Origin of the sequence: Methylocapsa acidiphila B2, assembly GCF_000427445.1 — a bacterium.
Lineage (GTDB): Bacteria > Pseudomonadota > Alphaproteobacteria > Rhizobiales > Beijerinckiaceae > Methylocapsa > Methylocapsa acidiphila.
Genome location: NZ_KE386496.1, coordinates 3,415,820 through 3,431,599 on the forward strand (window position 1 = coordinate 3,415,820; position 15,780 = coordinate 3,431,599).

The window sequence follows — 15,780 nt, forward strand, 5'->3', positions numbered from 1 at the left end:
GCTATCGAAAGCGCGCGAAAACGATCTGCGTGTCGCCATAGCTCCGCGCGTCGATCAAGTTGAAGCCTTCGGGCAAGGCGATCTCCGCCTGCGCGGTCTCTTCAATGACCAGCAGCGCGCCCTCGGCGAGCCAGCCGCCGTCTCGTAAACCCGCCAGCGTCGGAGCTGCGAGCCCCTTTCCATAGGGCGGATCGAGAAAGGCGAGATTGAAGCGATCCTGCGCCGCAGCCGTCCCGAGCTTTCGCGCGTCTCGGCGTAGGATATGGACGGCGTCACCGAGGCGGAGCGTTTCGACATTGGCGCGGATCAGCGCGCAGGCCTCGGCGCCTTGCTCCACGAAACAAGCGAAGCGCGCGCCGCGCGACAGGGCCTCGAGCCCCAGAGCGCCCGTGCCCGCATAGACATCGAGAACGCGCGCGTCTTCGACCGGGTCGCCATAAGAATGCGCGAGAATATTGAACAGCGTTTCCCGCAAGCGATCCGAGGTCGGCCGGATCGCCTGCGAGGCGGGGCCCTTCAAGCTGCGCCCTTTCAAGCGGCCGCCGATGATGCGCATGATAAATTAGCGCTTGCCTTGCGGGCGTCCTTTGCCTGAACCGCCGCCTTGCCTCGGTCCGCTTCGCCCGCCGGGCTTTCCAGCGGACTTGCCGCCGGGCTTATTGCCTGGGTGGGGTCTTCCGCCGATTTTGGCGTCGCCAGACCGCGCGGGCCGGCCGTCTTTGGCTTTGTTGGCAGGCCGCGATGAGCGCGGGCGTTCGGCGAAGCGTTTCGAATCGACCTTGCCTCCGCCTTGCGCACTCGTCTTTTCAGAAAAGCTCCGCCTTTTGTCTTGCGCTCCCTCGGTCGATGAGGACCGCTTGTGCGTCGGGCCGGCCGCCTTGGCGCCGCCTTCGGCTGGGCCTTTTGGCTTCGCCGCGCGGGCGGAGCCCTTGAAACGTTCGGCTCTCGGCTCGCGCGCGCCAGGGGCCGCGGCCTTGTCCGAACGGGTCCGCCGCTCGCCCCGCGGCCCCTCGGCGCTGCCTTCGGCTGCGCCTTTCGACCTCGCCGCGCGGGCGGAGCCCTCGAAACGTTCGGCTTTCGGCGCGCGCCCGCCAGGGGCCGCGGACTTGTCCCAACGAGTCCGGCGCTCCCCGCGCGACCCTTCCACCCCGGCGGCGGACGCCGGCCGTGCGGAAGAGGCGGGGCGGCGCGCAGGCCGCAGGGCCTCCTCGCGGCTCTTGCGCTCGGCCTCGAAACGGCGCGCGTTGCGCGTGGCCGGCAGTCCGAGCGCGGCCTGCTTGGTCCGCTCGGGCGCGGCGGGCACGAGGCGCTCAATTTGAATTGTCCTACCGCTGCGGTCCTCCGTTTCCCGGCGTTCGACCCGTTTGCGCGCGCCGCTCAACCTCATATCTTCGGCGCGCAGCGTCGAGACATGTTTGCGCGGCCCCGGCCGCGGCTTGCCTCGCGTCTCGGGGGCGGGCGCCTGCTCGCGCGCGCCGATGTCGCGTGGTTTCCCCTCGCGCGGGCTCCGCTGCGCGCCGCGCCCGCGATCCGCCCCACTCGCCTGCGGCCGCTCCCGGCGGGGGCCTTCGATTCGTTCCGGCGCGGCGATGGGTTCTTCGGCAGGGCTCGAAAAATCCACGCGCGCGGCTTTGGCGAGGCTGGGGCCGAGCTGATCGCGCAGGACGCGCATGCGCACCTCCTCGACCGCGCCCTCGGCCAATTCGCCGAGTTGGAACGGCCCGAAGGAGAGCCGGATGAGCCGGTTCACCACAAGGCCCAAATGCTCGAGCACGCGCTTGATCTCGCGATTTTTGCCTTCGCGCAGCCCCAGCGTCAGCCAGCTGTTCGCGCCTTGCTCGCGATCGAGCTTGGCCTCGATCCCCGCGTAATTCACGCCGTCGACGCTCACGCCCTCGCGCAGCCGATCGAGAATGGCTTGGTCGGTTTCGCCCTTAGCCCGCACGCGATAGCGCCGGACCCAGCCCGTCTCCGGCAGTTCGAGGACGCGCGCGAGCCCGCCGTCATTGGTCAGGAGCAAGAGCCCTTCCGTGTTGATGTCGAGGCGGCCGACGCTGACGACGCGCGGACCTTCCGGCCAATGCTCGCGCAAATAGTCGAAGACGGTCGAGCGGCCTTCGGGGTCGCGCTCCGTGCTCACAAGGCCGCGAGGCTTGTGGAATAAGAAAAGCCGCGTGCGGGCGCGCTGCGCGAGCGGCGCGTCATCCACCATGATCTTGTCGTCGGGGCCGACATTGACTGCGGGGTCCGTCACCAACGCGCCATTCAAGGCGACGCGGCCCGACTCGATCCAGCTTTCCGCCGTGCGTCGCGAGCAAAGCCCGGCCCGAGCCATGACCTTGGCGATGCGCTGCGCGCCGTCGCTTTCGGCCGCCTCGAAAGGGGGAGCCGCGGCTTTCGTCTTGCCGCCGGTGCGCCGCTCCAATTGATCGAGATCTCGCGGCTTCCGCGTCGGCTTTACGCCCTCGCCCGCGGCGTGTTTCTTGGTCGCGGCGTATTTCTCGAGCGTGGAACGAGGTTTCGCTGCGAATTTGGCTCCGGGCTTCTTCGTGGAGCCGGCGCCGCGAGAGGCGGCTTCCTTGCGCGGCGGTTGTGAGCCTTTTGTTCGCGCATCCGAGCGCTGTTGCGGGCGGCCCGCTGGCCGGGGCGGACGATGGTCTTTAGTTGGGCGATCGCGCATGAATGCTGATAACAGAGTTCGCGCCCAAAGGGGAATCCTGGCGTCGGTCGCAAGCCCATCGATTTGACGCGCTCGAGGCCATTCGCTCTATGCTTCATTCGGATAGCGCCAATCCCAAGATTCACGTCGATCCGATGTCCTGCGCCTTCGCTGAAGCGCGTGCCGCCGGCGTCCGCGGCGAGGTCCCGATCGGCGCGGCGATCGCGCGCGACGGCGTGGTTTTGGCGCGCGCTGGAAACCGCACCCTGGAGGACAGCGATCCGACGGCCCATGCCGAGATCTTGGCGATTCGCGCGGCGTGCCGCGCGCTCGGCAGCGAAAGATTGGTCGGCTGTGATCTCTACGTGACGCTTGAGCCTTGCGCCATGTGCGCCGGGGCCATTTCCTTCGCCCGCATAAGGCGGCTTTATTGGGCTGCGCCTGATCCGAAAGGCGGCGGCGTCGAGCATGGTCCGCGCTTTTTCGCGCAGCCGACCTGCCATCACGCGCCGGAGCTCTATGGCGGCATTCGCGAGAGCGAAGCTGCCGAGATGTTGCGCCGCTTTTTCGCCGCGCGGAGATGAGGCGAAGGCTGCGACGATCCTCAAGGCGTCGACGGAAGATCTTTCTCGACGACGAAATCGACGAGCTTCGCCGCGCCGCCATGGTTCTCGAAACGGTAAGGCGCGCCGGACAGAATCGTGACGCTCATGCCGGGCTTCAGCGCCAAAGCCGGCCGGCCCTCGATCTCGAGGGTAAGGTCGCCTTCGAGCACATAAAGCAATTGGGCGCCCGGATGGGCGAAGGTCGGGACGCTGGACCGAGCCTCGATCGTGACCAGATCCAAGAAGCTGATCTTATCGGGCGGAAGTTCGAGCCTCTGCAATTCCTTGCGCTGCAAAGGCTCCTGTTGGGCTTGACTCGGGCCGAGCAGGGTCGCGACCGCCAAACACGAAGCCATAAGTTGCTTTTGCAAGGTCTTTACTCCGATGAAAGCGACCGAAATTCGTTCTGCGCCATTATGCTTGAGCGCGGCGCGGCCGAGGCCGCGACTTGACAGCCGAAGGGGCGAACTCATACACGTTTGCAACCCTGAAGCATGTTCCGAATTGCTGACTTCCTTATTTCGATCAGGACATGCTCCTCGTCATTAGAAGATGCGCGCTTGCGTTCAGACAGTGTGTCTGATCGGCAGCGCTTCGGGCGAAGCGTCATATGACCGATAAACCGAAGCTCCGTGTCCTCCTATGCGCGCCGCGTGGATTTTGCGCCGGCGTTGTGCGCGCCATCGATGCGGTGGAGGAGGCGCTTCGGATCCATGGCGCGCCCGTCTATGTCCGCCATGAGATCGTCCACAATAAATATGTCGTCGAGGGCCTTCGGGCCAAAGGCGCGATCTTTGTCGAGGAACTGGACGAAGTGCCCGATACGTCCAAGCCGGTAATTTTTTCGGCCCACGGCGTTCCGAAGGCGATTCCGGAGGAGGCCGTGGCGCGAAATATTTTTGCGATCGACGCCACCTGTCCGCTCGTGACCAAAGTCCATCGCGAAGCCGAGCTCCATTTCCGTCAGGGCCGCCAAGTCATCCTCGTCGGCCACGCCGGCCATCCCGAAGTCGTGGGTACGATAGGGCAATTGCCGCCGGGTTCGATCATCCTGGTCCAGACAGTCGAAGACATCGAGAATCTGCAGCCGAAGGACGAGGAAAACCTCGCTTATGTCACTCAGACGACGCTGTCGATCGACGACACGCGTAGCATGGTCGATGCGTTGCTGCGGCGGTTTCCCCGCATGATCGGTCCGCATCGCGAGGACATTTGCTACGCGACGACAAATCGACAGGAAGCGGTGAAGCATATCGCGCCCGTCGTCGACGCGCTTCTGGTCGTCGGCTCCTCCAACTCCTCCAATTCACAGCGGTTGAAGGAAGTCGCCGAACGATCCGGATGCAAGCTCGCGCGGCTGGTTCTGCGCGCCGAGGACGTCGACTGGGATTTATTCTCCGGGATCACCTCGCTCGGAATCACCGCTGGCGCGTCGGCGCCGGAGATTTTGGTCGAGGAAATCATGGACGCCTTCGCGGAGCGGTTCGAGCTCCATGTCGAGACGGTCTCAACGGCCGACGAGGCGGTGTTCTTTCCCTTGCCGCGCGAATTGCGGCAGGCTGTTTAGCGCGGCGACCTCCGCATCAGGCCGTCGGCGTAGCGTCGCCGGTTCGGGCAAGAGAGCTTTCAGGCGCATTGACGAGACCTTCGGCGATCCTTATCGCGGGACCGACGGCGAGCGGCAAGTCCGCCCTGGCGCTTCGCTTCGCGCGCGCCCATGACGGCGTCGTGATCAACGCCGACTCGATGCAGGTCTATCGCGATCTCAGGGTGCTGACGGCGCGTCCCAGTGCGCAAGATGAAGCCAAGGCGCCGCATCGCCTTTTCGGCCATGTCGACGGCGCTATCAATCATTCCGTTGGGCTTTGGCTCGAAGACGCCCGCACTGCGCTCGAGGAGGCCGCGCGCGATGCGCGCCTGCCGATCTTCGTCGGCGGCACAGGCCTTTATTTGAAGGCTCTGACCCAGGGCCTCTCGGCGATTCCGCCGGTCCCGACGGAGGTCCGCGAGAGTCTTCGCGCACGGGCCGAGGGTGTCCCGGTCTCAGAGCTTCACGCCGAGCTCTCGCGCCGCGATCCCCTGACTGCGGCGCGGCTTCGGCCGACTGATCCGCAGCGCATCTTGCGGGCGCTTGAAGTGTTTGAGGCGACCGGCGAGAGCTTGGCCTCGTTCCAGGCGCAGCGCTCGCCGCCGCTCCTCGATCCGCAAGACGCGCTCGCTCTGTTCCTCGCCCCCGATCGGCCGTTGTTGACGGAACGGATCGACGCGCGTTTCGACGCCATGCTCGAGTCGGGAGCTTTGGAGGAAGCGAAGGCTCTCGCCGCGCGCGGCATCGATCCCGCGCTGCCGGTCATGCGCGCGCATGGGACGCCGCATCTCATCGCCTCTCTCCGAGGCGAAATTTCGTTGGACGAGGCGGCGCGGCGCAGCAAGCTCGACACGCGCCAATACGCCAAGCGGCAATTCACCTTCGCGCGACATCAACTCGGCATGTTTCGCTGGGTCGCGCCCGAAGTGGCGGAAGCTTTGGCCGCCGCCGAAATCGGTCAATGATGCCAATAGACGATCTGGCCGATGGTCAAAAGAATCTCGGTGATGATCAGAACCACGACCGTCGCCTCGAGCCGCGTCGCGCGGTCGGCGTCGATCATGTCGGTGAGGGCGCGGGCGGTCTCGACGATCGTGGCGAGCTTATGCTTTAGGGTCTCGGCGCGCTCCCGCAACTCATATTCATCTTCGAGGCGGGCGTAGAGTCGCTCGAGATCGGGCCGGTCCCAGAGCACGTCGGGCTTTTCCTCCACCGCGACGCGGCCGGAGACGCGATGCTGGACGAGCAGCGTCTGGCCGATCAGTTTCAGCATGGAGCGCCGCTTCCAGGGCGGGCGGCCGTTGCGCGCGAGATCGGCCGCGAACGGCTCTATAATGTCGAAGACGAAATTGACCTCGCGCTCGTCGCGGCCGAGCGAGACCGTCTTGGCCAGCGCGTCCGCGATCACGAGGAGGCGCTGCGGGGACAGGTCCTTCATGGTGATGACCCCGCCGGGAGGGATCTTGTCGTCATGGTCCGGCGAGATCTCGAGGATAGCGGTCTCATCGTCCACATGCTCATGCGGTCCGGAAACCCTGGCCTTGATTTGATTGAGGACCTCGTCCTCTTCGAGCGGGGACAGGCCGACCATGACCGCGACGCCGTAGCGATAAAGCGCGACGAAACCATTGGCGCCGACCTGGAACGCGAGTGGCGTCGCCGAAATCATGTCGGATCGCTCGAGTCCGGCGGCGTCGATGCGGTCGCCGAGCATGAGCGCCCGCGCCCGGAGGCGCATGGGGCTCTGGGGCGCGTGCAAGGCGGGTTGGGTGGTGGTCATTTCCTATCCCTAGAGCAGATCGGCGCGAGGCGGAAGCGCGAACGATGTGGCCGGCTTCGGCCGAGCGCCCCCGGCCAAAGCTAAGCCCCGAGAAGATCCGCGAGATCGAGCAGGTTCGCCGCGGCGAAATCGACCGGATGGCTCGGCGCCGACTCGCCGGCGCCGCCGGACCCATGCTCGTCGGGCCGGGCGATATGGGCGGTGCGTAGGCCGCAGGTGGCGGCCGCGGCGAGGTCGGAGCTATGCGCCGCGACCATCATGCAGGCCTCGGGCGGAAGATCGAAGGCTTCGGCCGCGGCCAGATAAACACGCGGCTTAGGCTTGTAATCGCCGGCGAGCTCGGCGCCGAGGATCGCGTCAAAAAGAAATCCATTGCGGCGCGAAAGATCGACGAGAAGCGAGATATTGCCATTCGACACAGGCGCGCAAAGAAAATTGGCGTGAAGCCGCTCTAGTCCCGCGGTCGCGTCAGGCCAGGCGTCGAGCCTATGCCAGGCGAGATTGAGATCGAGCAGGACAGGCTCGGGAAGACCCGCAAGGCCAAAACGCGGAAGGATGCGGTCGAGATTGCGCCGATGGATGATGTCGAGACGGGAAAATGGAATGCGGCCGGAGCGAACCTCTTCCATGCCGACCTGATATTCGCCGCGCCAGGCGTCGGCGAAGGCCGGCCAATCGAGATTGAAGCCGAGCGGCGCGAGCGTCGCCTCGGCCTGTCCGGCGACGCCGCGGCGCCAGTCGACCAAAGTGCCGAAGACGTCGAAGAACAAGGCTTTCACTTCAGGCGACGCCGCCAAGACAAGGCCTCCTAGGAGGGCGCGGACGCTTGCGGCTTTCGCGAGGGGCGCAACGAGCCGCCGCAACTGTGTTGACCGCGCGGATTCCAGCCGGTATAGAACGACAATAGCTTTGTTGGGGCAATATCGTGAAAATTTCCCTTCTCGTAAGACGCGCGCCGGAGACGGGACGGAGATAGGCTTCGTACTCCCGAAACTGGCGCATATCCGAGGCCCTCAGGGGCCTTTTTTATTGCCTGAAGGCGCTTGATTAGCCGATAGCCAATGGAATCCTCCTAAGGGGCCATGTCATGTCCAATCTTTTGACCGGCGCGGAAATGGTCGTCCGAGCCTTGCAGGACCAAGGCGTCGAGACGATCTTCGGCTATCCAGGCGGCGCCGTTCTGCCGATCTATGACGCGCTCTTTCATCAGAAGCACATCAAGCATGTGCTCGTGCGCCACGAGCAGGGCGCGGCCCATGCGGCCGAAGGATATGCCCGCTCCAGCGGCAAGGCCGGCGTTCTTCTCGTCACGTCGGGGCCGGGCGCGACCAACGCCATCACCGGCTTGACCGACGCCTTGATGGATTCGATCCCACTCGTCTGCATTACCGGTCAGGTGCCGACGCATCTCATCGGCTCCGACGCGTTCCAGGAATGCGATACGGTCGGCATCACCCGACATTGCACCAAGCACAACTATCTCGTTCGCCACGTCGACGATCTGGCCCGCGTTCTTCACGAGGCCTTCTATGTCGCCCAGAACGGGCGTCCCGGCCCGGTCGTGATCGACATTCCGAAGGACGTTCAATTCGCGGTTGGCGCTTATTTCGGTCCGCATAAGGTCGAGCACAAGACCTACAAGCCGAGACTGGAAGGCGACCCGGACAAGATCGCGCAAGCCGTCGAGATGATGGCCGCCGCAAAGCGCCCGATTTTCTACACTGGGGGCGGGGTCATCAATTCCGGCGTCGAGGCCTCGCATCTGCTGCGCGAGCTCGTCGGTCTCACCGGCTTTCCGATCACCTCGACCTTGATGGGGCTCGGGTCCTATCCGGCTTCCGGCGAGAAATGGCTTGGCATGCTCGGCATGCACGGCACGTTCGAGGCCAATAACGCCATGCATGATTGCGATCTGATGGTCGCCGTCGGCGCGCGGTTCGACGATCGCATCACCGGGCGGCTCGACGCCTTCTCGCCGGGGTCGAAAAAGATCCATGTCGACATCGATCCGTCGTCGATCAACAAGAACGTCAAGATCGATCTCGGAATCATCGGCGATTGCGCCCATGTGCTGCGCAAGATGGTCGAGCTTTGGCGGGCGAGGCGCCACGTCGCAAGCGCCGAGCCGCTCGCCAAATGGTGGGCCCAGATCGACCAATGGCGCGCGCGCAAATCGCTTTCCTACAAGGCGTCGAAAGAGGTCATCAAGCCGCAATTCGCGGTCCAGCGCCTCTACGAATTGACCAAGGCGCGCGACGTCTACATTACGACCGAGGTCGGCCAGCATCAGATGTGGGCTGCGCAACATTATCATTTCGAGGAGCCGAACCGCTGGATGACCTCCGGCGGCCTCGGCACAATGGGCTATGGCCTTCCGGCGGCGATCGGCGCCCAGTTGGCGCATCCGGACGCGCTCGTCGTCGATATCGCCGGCGAGGCCTCGATCCTCATGAACATCCAGGAGCTTTCGACCGCCGCGCAATATCGCCTGCCGGTCAAGGTCTTCATCCTCAACAATGAATATATGGGCATGGTCCGGCAATGGCAGGAGCTGTTGCATGATGGGCGCTACTCGGAAAGCTATTCAGAAGCCTTGCCGGATTTCGTCAAGCTCGCCGAAGCCTATGGCGCGCATGGAATCCGCTGCTCCGATCCGGCGCAGCTCGACGCCGCCATCCTCGAGATGATCGACACGCCGCGAACGGTGATCTTTGATTGCATCGTCGACAAGACCGAGAATTGCCTGCCGATGATCCCATCGGGCAAGGCGCATAATGAAATGATCCTGCCCGATCACGACGCCGAAATCGGGAGCGTGATCGACGCCCCCGGCAAAATGTTGGTGTAGCGACATGAACGCGCCTGCAGCCCCTCTCTCGCCTTACTCGTCCGCCCTCGGCAAATCCAACATCGAGGTCCATACGCTCTCGGTGCTCGTCGATAACGAGCCCGGCGTTCTCGCCCGCGTCGTCGGGCTTTTTTCTGGCCGCGGCTATAATATCGAAAGCCTGACGGTGGCCGAGGTCGCCCATGCCGAGCATCTGTCGCGCATCACCATTGTAACTACCGGAACGCCGGAAGCGATCGAGCAGATCGGGCATCAGCTTGAGCGTCTCGTGCCGGTTCATAAGGTGACGGACCTGACGTTGCGCGGCGGCGCCGTCGAACGCGAACTCGCGATGATCAAAGTCGCGGGCAAGGGGCCGGAGCGGCAAGAGGCCTTGCGCCTCGCCGACGCTTTTCGCGCGCGGGTGGTCGACGCCTCGATCGAGAGCTTCGTCTTCGAGCTGACCGGTAATGTCGGCAAGATCGATCAGTTCATCGAATTGATGCGGCCGATCGGGCTCGTCGAAGTTTCGCGCACCGGCGTCGCCGCGATCTCGCGCGGGCCGAACCCGATCGGGTGAGAAGGCGCGCGTTTGACCGGTTTTGACCGCAGCCGCGCCGCAGCCTAAAAGACTATCCATGCCATATGAGGCGGCGCGAATCCGCCGATTCAACGAGGAAACTTCGAGCAATGCGCGTTTATTACGATCGAGATGCCGACATCAATCTCATCAAGGGCAAGAAGGTCGCGATCATTGGCTTCGGCAGCCAGGGCCATGCGCATGCCTTGAACCTCAGGGATTCGGGCGTGAAGGAGATCGCGGTCGCTTTGCGCGAGGATTCGGCGACGGCAAAGAAGGCCGAGGCCGAAGGTCTTGAGGTCAAGAGCGTCTCCGACGCGGCGAAATGGGCCGATGTCGTGATGGTGCTTGCGCCCGACGAATTGCAGCGCGACATCTACCGCGATCATCTCAAGACCAATCTGAAGCAGGGCGCAGCCTTGCTCTTCGCGCATGGCCTCAACATTCACTTCAATCTGATCGAGCCGCGCGGCGACCTCGACATCATCATGGTCGCGCCGAAGGGGCCGGGCCATACGGTGCGCTCAGAATATAAGCGCGGCGGCGGCGTCCCCTGCCTGGTTGCCGTCGCGCGCAACCCGTCTGGCAACGCGCTCGATCTCGGCCTGTCCTACGCGTCGGCGATCGGCGGCGGCCGCGCTGGCATTATCGAGACGACGTTCCAGGAAGAATGCGAGACCGATCTCTTCGGCGAGCAGGTTGTGCTTTGCGGCGGCCTCGTCGAGCTGATCCGCAACGGGTTTGAGACCCTGGTCGAGGCCGGCTATGCGCCTGAAATGGCCTATTTTGAATGCCTGCACGAGGTGAAGCTTATAGTCGACCTCATCTACGAGGGCGGCATTGCGACGATGAATTATTCGGTCTCCAACACGGCCGAATATGGCGAATATGTCACCGGGCCGCGCATTGTGACGCCGGAGACCAAGGCCGAGATGAAGCGCGTGCTGAACGATATTCAATCCGGCCGCTTCACCCGCGACTGGATGCTCGAGAACGAAGTCAACCAGACCTCGTTCAAGGCGATGCGCGCGAAATCCGCCGCACATCCGATCGAGGAAGTCGGCGCGCGACTTCGCGCCATGATGCCTTGGATCGGCGCCAATAAGCTGGTCGACAAGGACAAGAACTGAGACTAGGGCCGCGGTTGTCGCCGAGGCGAGTCCGCGGCCTATCTCGAACGGCTAGTCGATAATGGTGATGCCGGCGATCTTCTGCTTCAGACTATCGCGTAAAGCGGAAGTCTCGTCGTCTTGATCGCCGACGACCATGATGACGGCGGTGGCGGGATTGGTTCCGATGCAGGTGATCGCCGCGTAGGCGCCGCCGCTTGTTCCGGCGACTTCATCGCGGCTGACGCGAATTGATTGCACGTTGAGATCGTGCATTGCGTCCCGTGCGAAGGAAAGGCATTGGTTTAGCTTAGCTGTATGCACCGGGGTCGTAGACCAGAAAAGCGAGGCGGCGCCGGCCGTGCCAGGCTGCAGTAAAAGCGCCGCTCCCATCGCGATCAAGAGTATTGGCCTTTTCACCGTCGTCGCAGATTTGCTCGCGCCCATGCTTCCCTCCCTCGGCTACTCCCAACGAATGAAAGTCGCGCGCGGCGGATCGCGTTCAAGGGGCGACATCTGATTTGATCGGGAGCGATCCGGCGCTGTCCAAACTAGTCAGCCCAGCTCATTTACGCAGGAAACTGGATGAGAGGCAGTCTTACACAAACTATGTTACATAAATTTGCGCAGACGGCATGATCGCTTCGAGCAGCTTTGTAAAATTGCGACTAGGTTGACGCGTCGCCGCGCGGCGGGCATTGAAGCGCAGCCTTAAGAAAGCTGCATCGCGCACGATCCTCGCACGCACGGACATCCATGGCCAAAATCAATGGAAATCAGATTGCGCCCGGCGCCGTCATCGAGCACGACGGCGGACTCTGGGTCGCGGTGAAGACCAATGCGGTGAAGCCCGGCAAGGGCGGCGCCTTCAATCAAGTCGAGCTGAAAAATCTCATCGACGGCCGCAAGCTCAACGAAAGATTCCGCGCTGACGCCACGGTCGAGGCGATCGACCTCGAGCTCAAGGATTTCAGCTTTCTCTATGCGCAAGGCGAGAGCCTCGTCTTCATGGACCTGGAAAGCTATGAGCAGATCGAGATCGCCACTGATTTCGTCGGCGAGCGCGCCGCCTTTCTGCAGGACGGGATGAAGGTCACGCTGCAAATGCACGAGGCGCGGCCGATCAGCATCAAGCTGCCGACCCATGTTACTTTGGAGATCGTCGAGGCCGATCCGGTCGTGCGAGCCCAGACCGCAACCTCGTCCTATAAGCCGGCGAAGCTCGAAAACGGCCTGCGCGTGATGGTGCCCGTGTTCATCGAGGCGGGCGAGAGAATCATCGTCGACACCAATGACGTCAGCTATATTCGACGGGCGGATTAAATGATTAGATCCGCGCTCATGAATGTGATGACGGCGGCCGCGCTCAAGGCGGGTCGCGGCCTGAAGCGCGACTTCGGCGAGGTCGAGAATCTGCAGGTCTCGGTCAAGGGGCCGGGCGACTTCGTCTCCGCCGCCGATAAGAAGGCGGAAAAAATCCTTCAGGAGGAGCTCGCCAAGGCGCGGCCGGGCTATGGCTTCGTGCTCGAGGAGAGCGGCGAGATCGAAGGCTCCGATAAAAGCCATACCTGGTTCATCGATCCGCTCGACGGCACCACCAATTTTCTGCATGGCCTGCCTATCTTCGCCATCTCGATCGGCCTCGCCCGCGAAGGGCAGATCGTCGCCGGCCTCGTCTACAATCCGGCGACCGACGACATGTTCGTCGCCGAGAAAGGGCAGGGCGCCTATTACAATAACCGGCGCCTGCGGGTGGCCGCCCGCAAGGATATGGCGGACACGCTGATCGGCTGCGGCGTGCCCCATCTCGGCAAGGCCAAGGAACATCCCCGCTTTAAAGCGGAACTCGCCGAGGTGATGGCGCGGGCGGGAAATATTCGTCGCCTCGGCGCGGCGGCGCTCGATCTCTGTTTTGTCGCGGCCGGAAATTACGACGGCTTCTGGGAGCGCAATCTTCAGCCCTGGGACATGGCCGCAGGAATCATCATGATCCGTGAGGCCGGCGGCTTCGTCACCGACGCGGACGGCGGCCATGACATGCTGGCCAAGGGATCGATCTGCGCCGGCAATGACGCCATCCATCGCGCTTTGCTCGGCCTCATTCGCGCGCCCTAACGTAGCCGCGGCCTGCGCCGCGGCAAGGCGATGACGAGATTGCATTGCCAAGCTCATGCAATCTCGTTAGCTCCCAACGTCGAAAGACTGCTCAGGGAGCTTAGGGACCGAATGTCGGGCCGCGCATCGACCAATATCAGAGTAGCGGCTTTGGCCGTCGTGACCGGCGTGGCGATCCCCAACGCAGCGGAGGCGGCGGAGCATATCGACGGCGCGCATCTCCCTGTGCTTTTGGGGCTGCCATTCGCCGGCATCCTGCTTTCGATCGCGCTCGGGCCGCTCGTCGTCAAGGAATGGTGGCATATCCACTACGAAAAGGCGGCCGCTTTCTGGGCGATGTTGACGCTCGTCGGCCTCGCCTTTGTCGAAGGCCCGGCCGCCGCTGCGGCGGCTTTCGCGCATAATATGGCGTTGGACTATCTGCCCTTCATCCTGATGCTCTTCGCTTTGTTCACGGCCGCGGGCGGGATTTCCATCTCCGGCAAGCTCAAAGGCTCACCCCTCGTCAACTGCGCGTTTCTCGGCATCGGCGCGGCGCTTGCGAGCCTTGTCGGAACGACCGGCGCGTCGATGATTCTGATCCGGCCACTTATCCGCGCCAATCAAAGCCGCAGGGCCAAGGGGCATGTCGTCGTCTTCTTCATCTTTCTCGTTTCGAATATCGGCGGCGCCTTGACGCCGCTCGGCGATCCGCCGCTTTTCCTTGGCTTCCTGCATGGAATCGCGTTTTTCTGGACCGCGCGCATGCTTTGGCCGCAAACTCTCTTCGCGATTTGCGTCTTGTTGGCCCTATTCTATCTCATTGACTGCTATTTTCATTATCGGGAGAATCCTTATTACTATCTTTGGGACGCTCCCGAGGGGCGATCCGGCTTGGCCGCGCGTGAGGGCCGATTGAGGTTCGGCGGCCTCATCAATTTCGCGCTCATCGGCATTGCGATCGGGGCGATCGTCGCAAGTGGGCTGTGGCGACCCAATGTCGGCTTCGATATTTTCGGCGCGAGGATCGAATTGCAAAACGCGGTTCGCGAGGCAACGATGATCGGCGTCGGCCTCGCCTCGCTTGCATTGACCGGCGCGCGGACGCGGGCGGCGAATGGTTTCGATTGGGAGCCGATCAAGGAGGTCGCTTATCTTTTCGCAGGCATTTTCGTCTGCATCATACCCGTGATGTCCATGCTGCAGGCAGGCGCCGACGGGCCTTTCGCGCCGGCCATTCGCCTCCTCGATTATCCAGGCGGCGCGCCCAACAATGCGATCTATTTTTGGGCGACGGGGCTGTTGTCGTCGTTTCTCGACAATGCCCCGACCTATCTGGTTTTTTTCGAGCTCGCGGGCGGCGATCCGAGCGCGCTCATGGGCCCGCTCGCCAACACATTGGCGGCAATTTCGCTGGGCGCCGTCTTCATGGGCGCGAACACCTACGTTGGAAATGCGCCGAATTTCATGGTCTACGCCATCGCCCGAGACGCTGGCGTGAAAATGCCGAGCTTCTTCGGCTATATGCTCTGGTCCGGCTCGATTCTTTTGCCGCTTTTCGCTGCCGTCACTTGGCTTTTCATGCGCTGATTTTTAGGCGAATGGGCGCCGCTATACGCTCCTGCATCAGGATTTCGGCCGCCGCTTTTGTTCCGCGCGCATGAGATTGAGACATTCGAGGGTCGAGGCCATGTCGAGCGCGCTCACCCCATCGACCTCGCAGGCGAGATCCGCGCCCGCCTCGAGCAAGGCCTTGAGCGCCTTCGCCTTGCCCGCCGAAGCGGCGTACATGAGCGCCGTCGAGCCATTGACATTTCTATGGTCGAGATCGGCGCCCGCGGCGATCAGCATGGCGACGATCGCTGGATCGTCGCCGACGCAGGCGAGCCAAAGCGGCTGGCCGCCGTCTCCATTGCAGGCGTCGACCCGCGCGCCTGCGCGCAATAATTCGGCGACGATGTCCGGCGGACCCTTATAGGCCGCCGTCATCAAAGGGGTGAGCGCATTGGCGCCGACGCCGTTGACGTCTTCGGGTGAAAAGTTTTCCGCGACGAGAAAAGCCCGCAGCGCGTCGCTCAGCGCGGCGGGCGCCGCCGCATGCGCCGGGTCCCGATGCGCTTCAACCCAAGCGTCATAGCCGCCATCCAAGCTGAGAGCCTGGGTGAAACCCAAATCGGCGAAGGTCTTGGCGAAGTCCTGGCTGGAATTGCCCTTGCGGCAATAGACGAGAACGGGCATGTCCTTTGGCGCGCCGGTCAGGAACTCATGGAGATTGTCGCGGCCCGCGCGCCGCGCGCCGTCGATATGGCCCTTCGCATAGGAAGCTTCGTCGCGAACGTCGAGCACCAGCGTTTCGCCCTTGCTGAGCAGCTCACGGGCGAAGGCGACGTCGACTCGTCGGAAGGCAATCTCTTGACTCATGATGAGCGCCTTTCCCGACGCGAATGGAACGAATCTGTCCGGCACGGAGTCGGACGCCCGGCAGATGCAGGAATCATGCGGGCGGGCGCGACGCGTGGAAACGTTCGGCCATCCCCA

At 63.4% G+C, this 15,780-nt stretch carries 16 protein-coding genes; 9 read left to right on the top strand and 7 right to left on the bottom strand.

Features of this window, described 5'->3' with window-relative positions:
* Position 1: 1 nt before the first annotated feature.
* A complete protein-coding gene (gene rsmD / locus METAC_RS0118860; RefSeq protein ID WP_026608205.1) occupies positions 2–556 on the bottom strand; it encodes a 16S rRNA (guanine(966)-N(2))-methyltransferase RsmD in 555 nt (184 codons plus the stop codon).
* Positions 557–562: 6 nt separating this feature from the next.
* Positions 563–2,680 carry a pseudouridine synthase gene (locus METAC_RS0118865; protein WP_051335686.1) on the bottom strand — a complete coding sequence of 706 codons (2,118 nt, stop codon included), beginning with the start codon at positions 2,678–2,680 and terminating at the stop codon, positions 563–565.
* Between the two features lie 89 nt (positions 2,681–2,769).
* Between METAC_RS0118865 and METAC_RS0118875 the strand changes: the two genes are divergently transcribed.
* Positions 2,770–3,243 (top strand): nucleoside deaminase, encoded by a 474-nt coding sequence (locus tag METAC_RS0118875; protein WP_051335880.1) that lies wholly within the window; start codon positions 2,770–2,772, stop codon positions 3,241–3,243.
* A gap of 20 nt (positions 3,244–3,263) precedes the next feature.
* Here the strand turns inward: METAC_RS0118875 and METAC_RS0118880 are convergent, their stop codons facing one another.
* Positions 3,264–3,635: a cupin domain-containing protein gene (locus METAC_RS0118880; protein ID WP_198017252.1), complete on the bottom strand. Its 372-nt coding sequence runs from the start codon at positions 3,633–3,635 to the stop codon at positions 3,264–3,266.
* A 239-nt stretch (positions 3,636–3,874) separates the two neighbouring features.
* Here METAC_RS0118880 and ispH point away from each other — a divergent pair, with 239 nt between their 5' ends.
* Positions 3,875–4,831: a 4-hydroxy-3-methylbut-2-enyl diphosphate reductase gene (gene ispH / locus METAC_RS0118885; protein WP_026608209.1), complete on the top strand. Its 957-nt coding sequence runs from the start codon at positions 3,875–3,877 to the stop codon at positions 4,829–4,831.
* A gap of 68 nt (positions 4,832–4,899) precedes the next feature.
* Positions 4,900–5,817, top strand: a complete 918-nt coding sequence (gene miaA, locus METAC_RS0118890; RefSeq protein ID WP_026608210.1) for a tRNA (adenosine(37)-N6)-dimethylallyltransferase MiaA — start codon at positions 4,900–4,902, stop codon at positions 5,815–5,817.
* Here the strand turns inward: miaA and METAC_RS0118895 are convergent.
* Together METAC_RS0118895 and METAC_RS0118900 are read right to left on the bottom strand one after the other, a co-directional pair.
* Positions 5,811–6,632 carry an RMD1 family protein gene (locus METAC_RS0118895; RefSeq protein ID WP_051335687.1) on the bottom strand — a complete coding sequence of 274 codons (822 nt, stop codon included), beginning with the start codon at positions 6,630–6,632 and terminating at the stop codon, positions 5,811–5,813. The genes miaA and METAC_RS0118895 overlap by 7 nt on opposite strands.
* 80 nt (positions 6,633–6,712) lie before the next feature.
* The gene (locus METAC_RS0118900; RefSeq protein WP_026608212.1) at positions 6,713–7,429 is read right to left on the bottom strand and encodes a haloacid dehalogenase type II; all 717 of its coding nucleotides are present in this window, start codon (positions 7,427–7,429) and stop codon (positions 6,713–6,715) included.
* Positions 7,430–7,719: 290 nt separating this feature from the next.
* Here METAC_RS0118900 and METAC_RS0118905 point away from each other — a divergent pair, with 290 nt between their 5' ends.
* The 3 genes from METAC_RS0118905 to ilvC all read left to right on the top strand — a co-directional run bounded on the left by METAC_RS0118905 (position 7,720) and on the right by ilvC (position 11,169).
* Positions 7,720–9,480 carry an acetolactate synthase 3 large subunit gene (locus tag METAC_RS0118905; RefSeq protein ID WP_026608213.1) on the top strand — a complete coding sequence of 587 codons (1,761 nt, stop codon included), beginning with the start codon at positions 7,720–7,722 and terminating at the stop codon, positions 9,478–9,480.
* A 4-nt stretch (positions 9,481–9,484) separates the two neighbouring features.
* Positions 9,485–10,039 (top strand): acetolactate synthase small subunit, encoded by a 555-nt coding sequence (gene ilvN / locus METAC_RS0118910; RefSeq protein ID WP_026608214.1) that lies wholly within the window; start codon positions 9,485–9,487, stop codon positions 10,037–10,039.
* Positions 10,040–10,104: 65 nt separating this feature from the next.
* The gene (ilvC, locus tag METAC_RS0118915) at positions 10,105–11,169 is read left to right on the top strand and encodes a ketol-acid reductoisomerase (protein ID WP_084143796.1); all 1,065 of its coding nucleotides are present in this window, start codon (positions 10,105–10,107) and stop codon (positions 11,167–11,169) included.
* Between the two features lie 51 nt (positions 11,170–11,220).
* Here ilvC and METAC_RS0118920 read toward each other — a convergent pair whose 3' ends face one another.
* Positions 11,221–11,595 (bottom strand): hypothetical protein, encoded by a 375-nt coding sequence (locus METAC_RS0118920; protein ID WP_026608216.1) that lies wholly within the window; start codon positions 11,593–11,595, stop codon positions 11,221–11,223.
* 309 nt (positions 11,596–11,904) lie between these two features.
* Here METAC_RS0118920 and efp point away from each other — a divergent pair, with 309 nt between their 5' ends.
* The 3 genes from efp to METAC_RS0118935 all read left to right on the top strand — a co-directional run bounded on the left by efp (position 11,905) and on the right by METAC_RS0118935 (position 14,832).
* The gene (gene efp / locus METAC_RS0118925; protein WP_026608217.1) at positions 11,905–12,471 is read left to right on the top strand and encodes an elongation factor P; all 567 of its coding nucleotides are present in this window, start codon (positions 11,905–11,907) and stop codon (positions 12,469–12,471) included.
* The gene (locus tag METAC_RS0118930; protein WP_026608218.1) at positions 12,472–13,263 is read left to right on the top strand and encodes an inositol monophosphatase family protein; all 792 of its coding nucleotides are present in this window, start codon (positions 12,472–12,474) and stop codon (positions 13,261–13,263) included.
* A gap of 111 nt (positions 13,264–13,374) precedes the next feature.
* The gene (locus METAC_RS0118935) at positions 13,375–14,832 is read left to right on the top strand and encodes a sodium:proton antiporter (RefSeq protein WP_051335688.1); all 1,458 of its coding nucleotides are present in this window, start codon (positions 13,375–13,377) and stop codon (positions 14,830–14,832) included.
* Between the two features lie 36 nt (positions 14,833–14,868).
* Here METAC_RS0118935 and METAC_RS0118940 read toward each other — a convergent pair whose 3' ends face one another.
* On the bottom strand, positions 14,869–15,663 hold the full coding sequence (locus tag METAC_RS0118940; protein WP_026608220.1) for an ankyrin repeat domain-containing protein: 795 nt from the start codon (positions 15,661–15,663) through the stop codon (positions 14,869–14,871).
* Between the last annotated feature and the right edge of the window lie 117 nt (positions 15,664–15,780).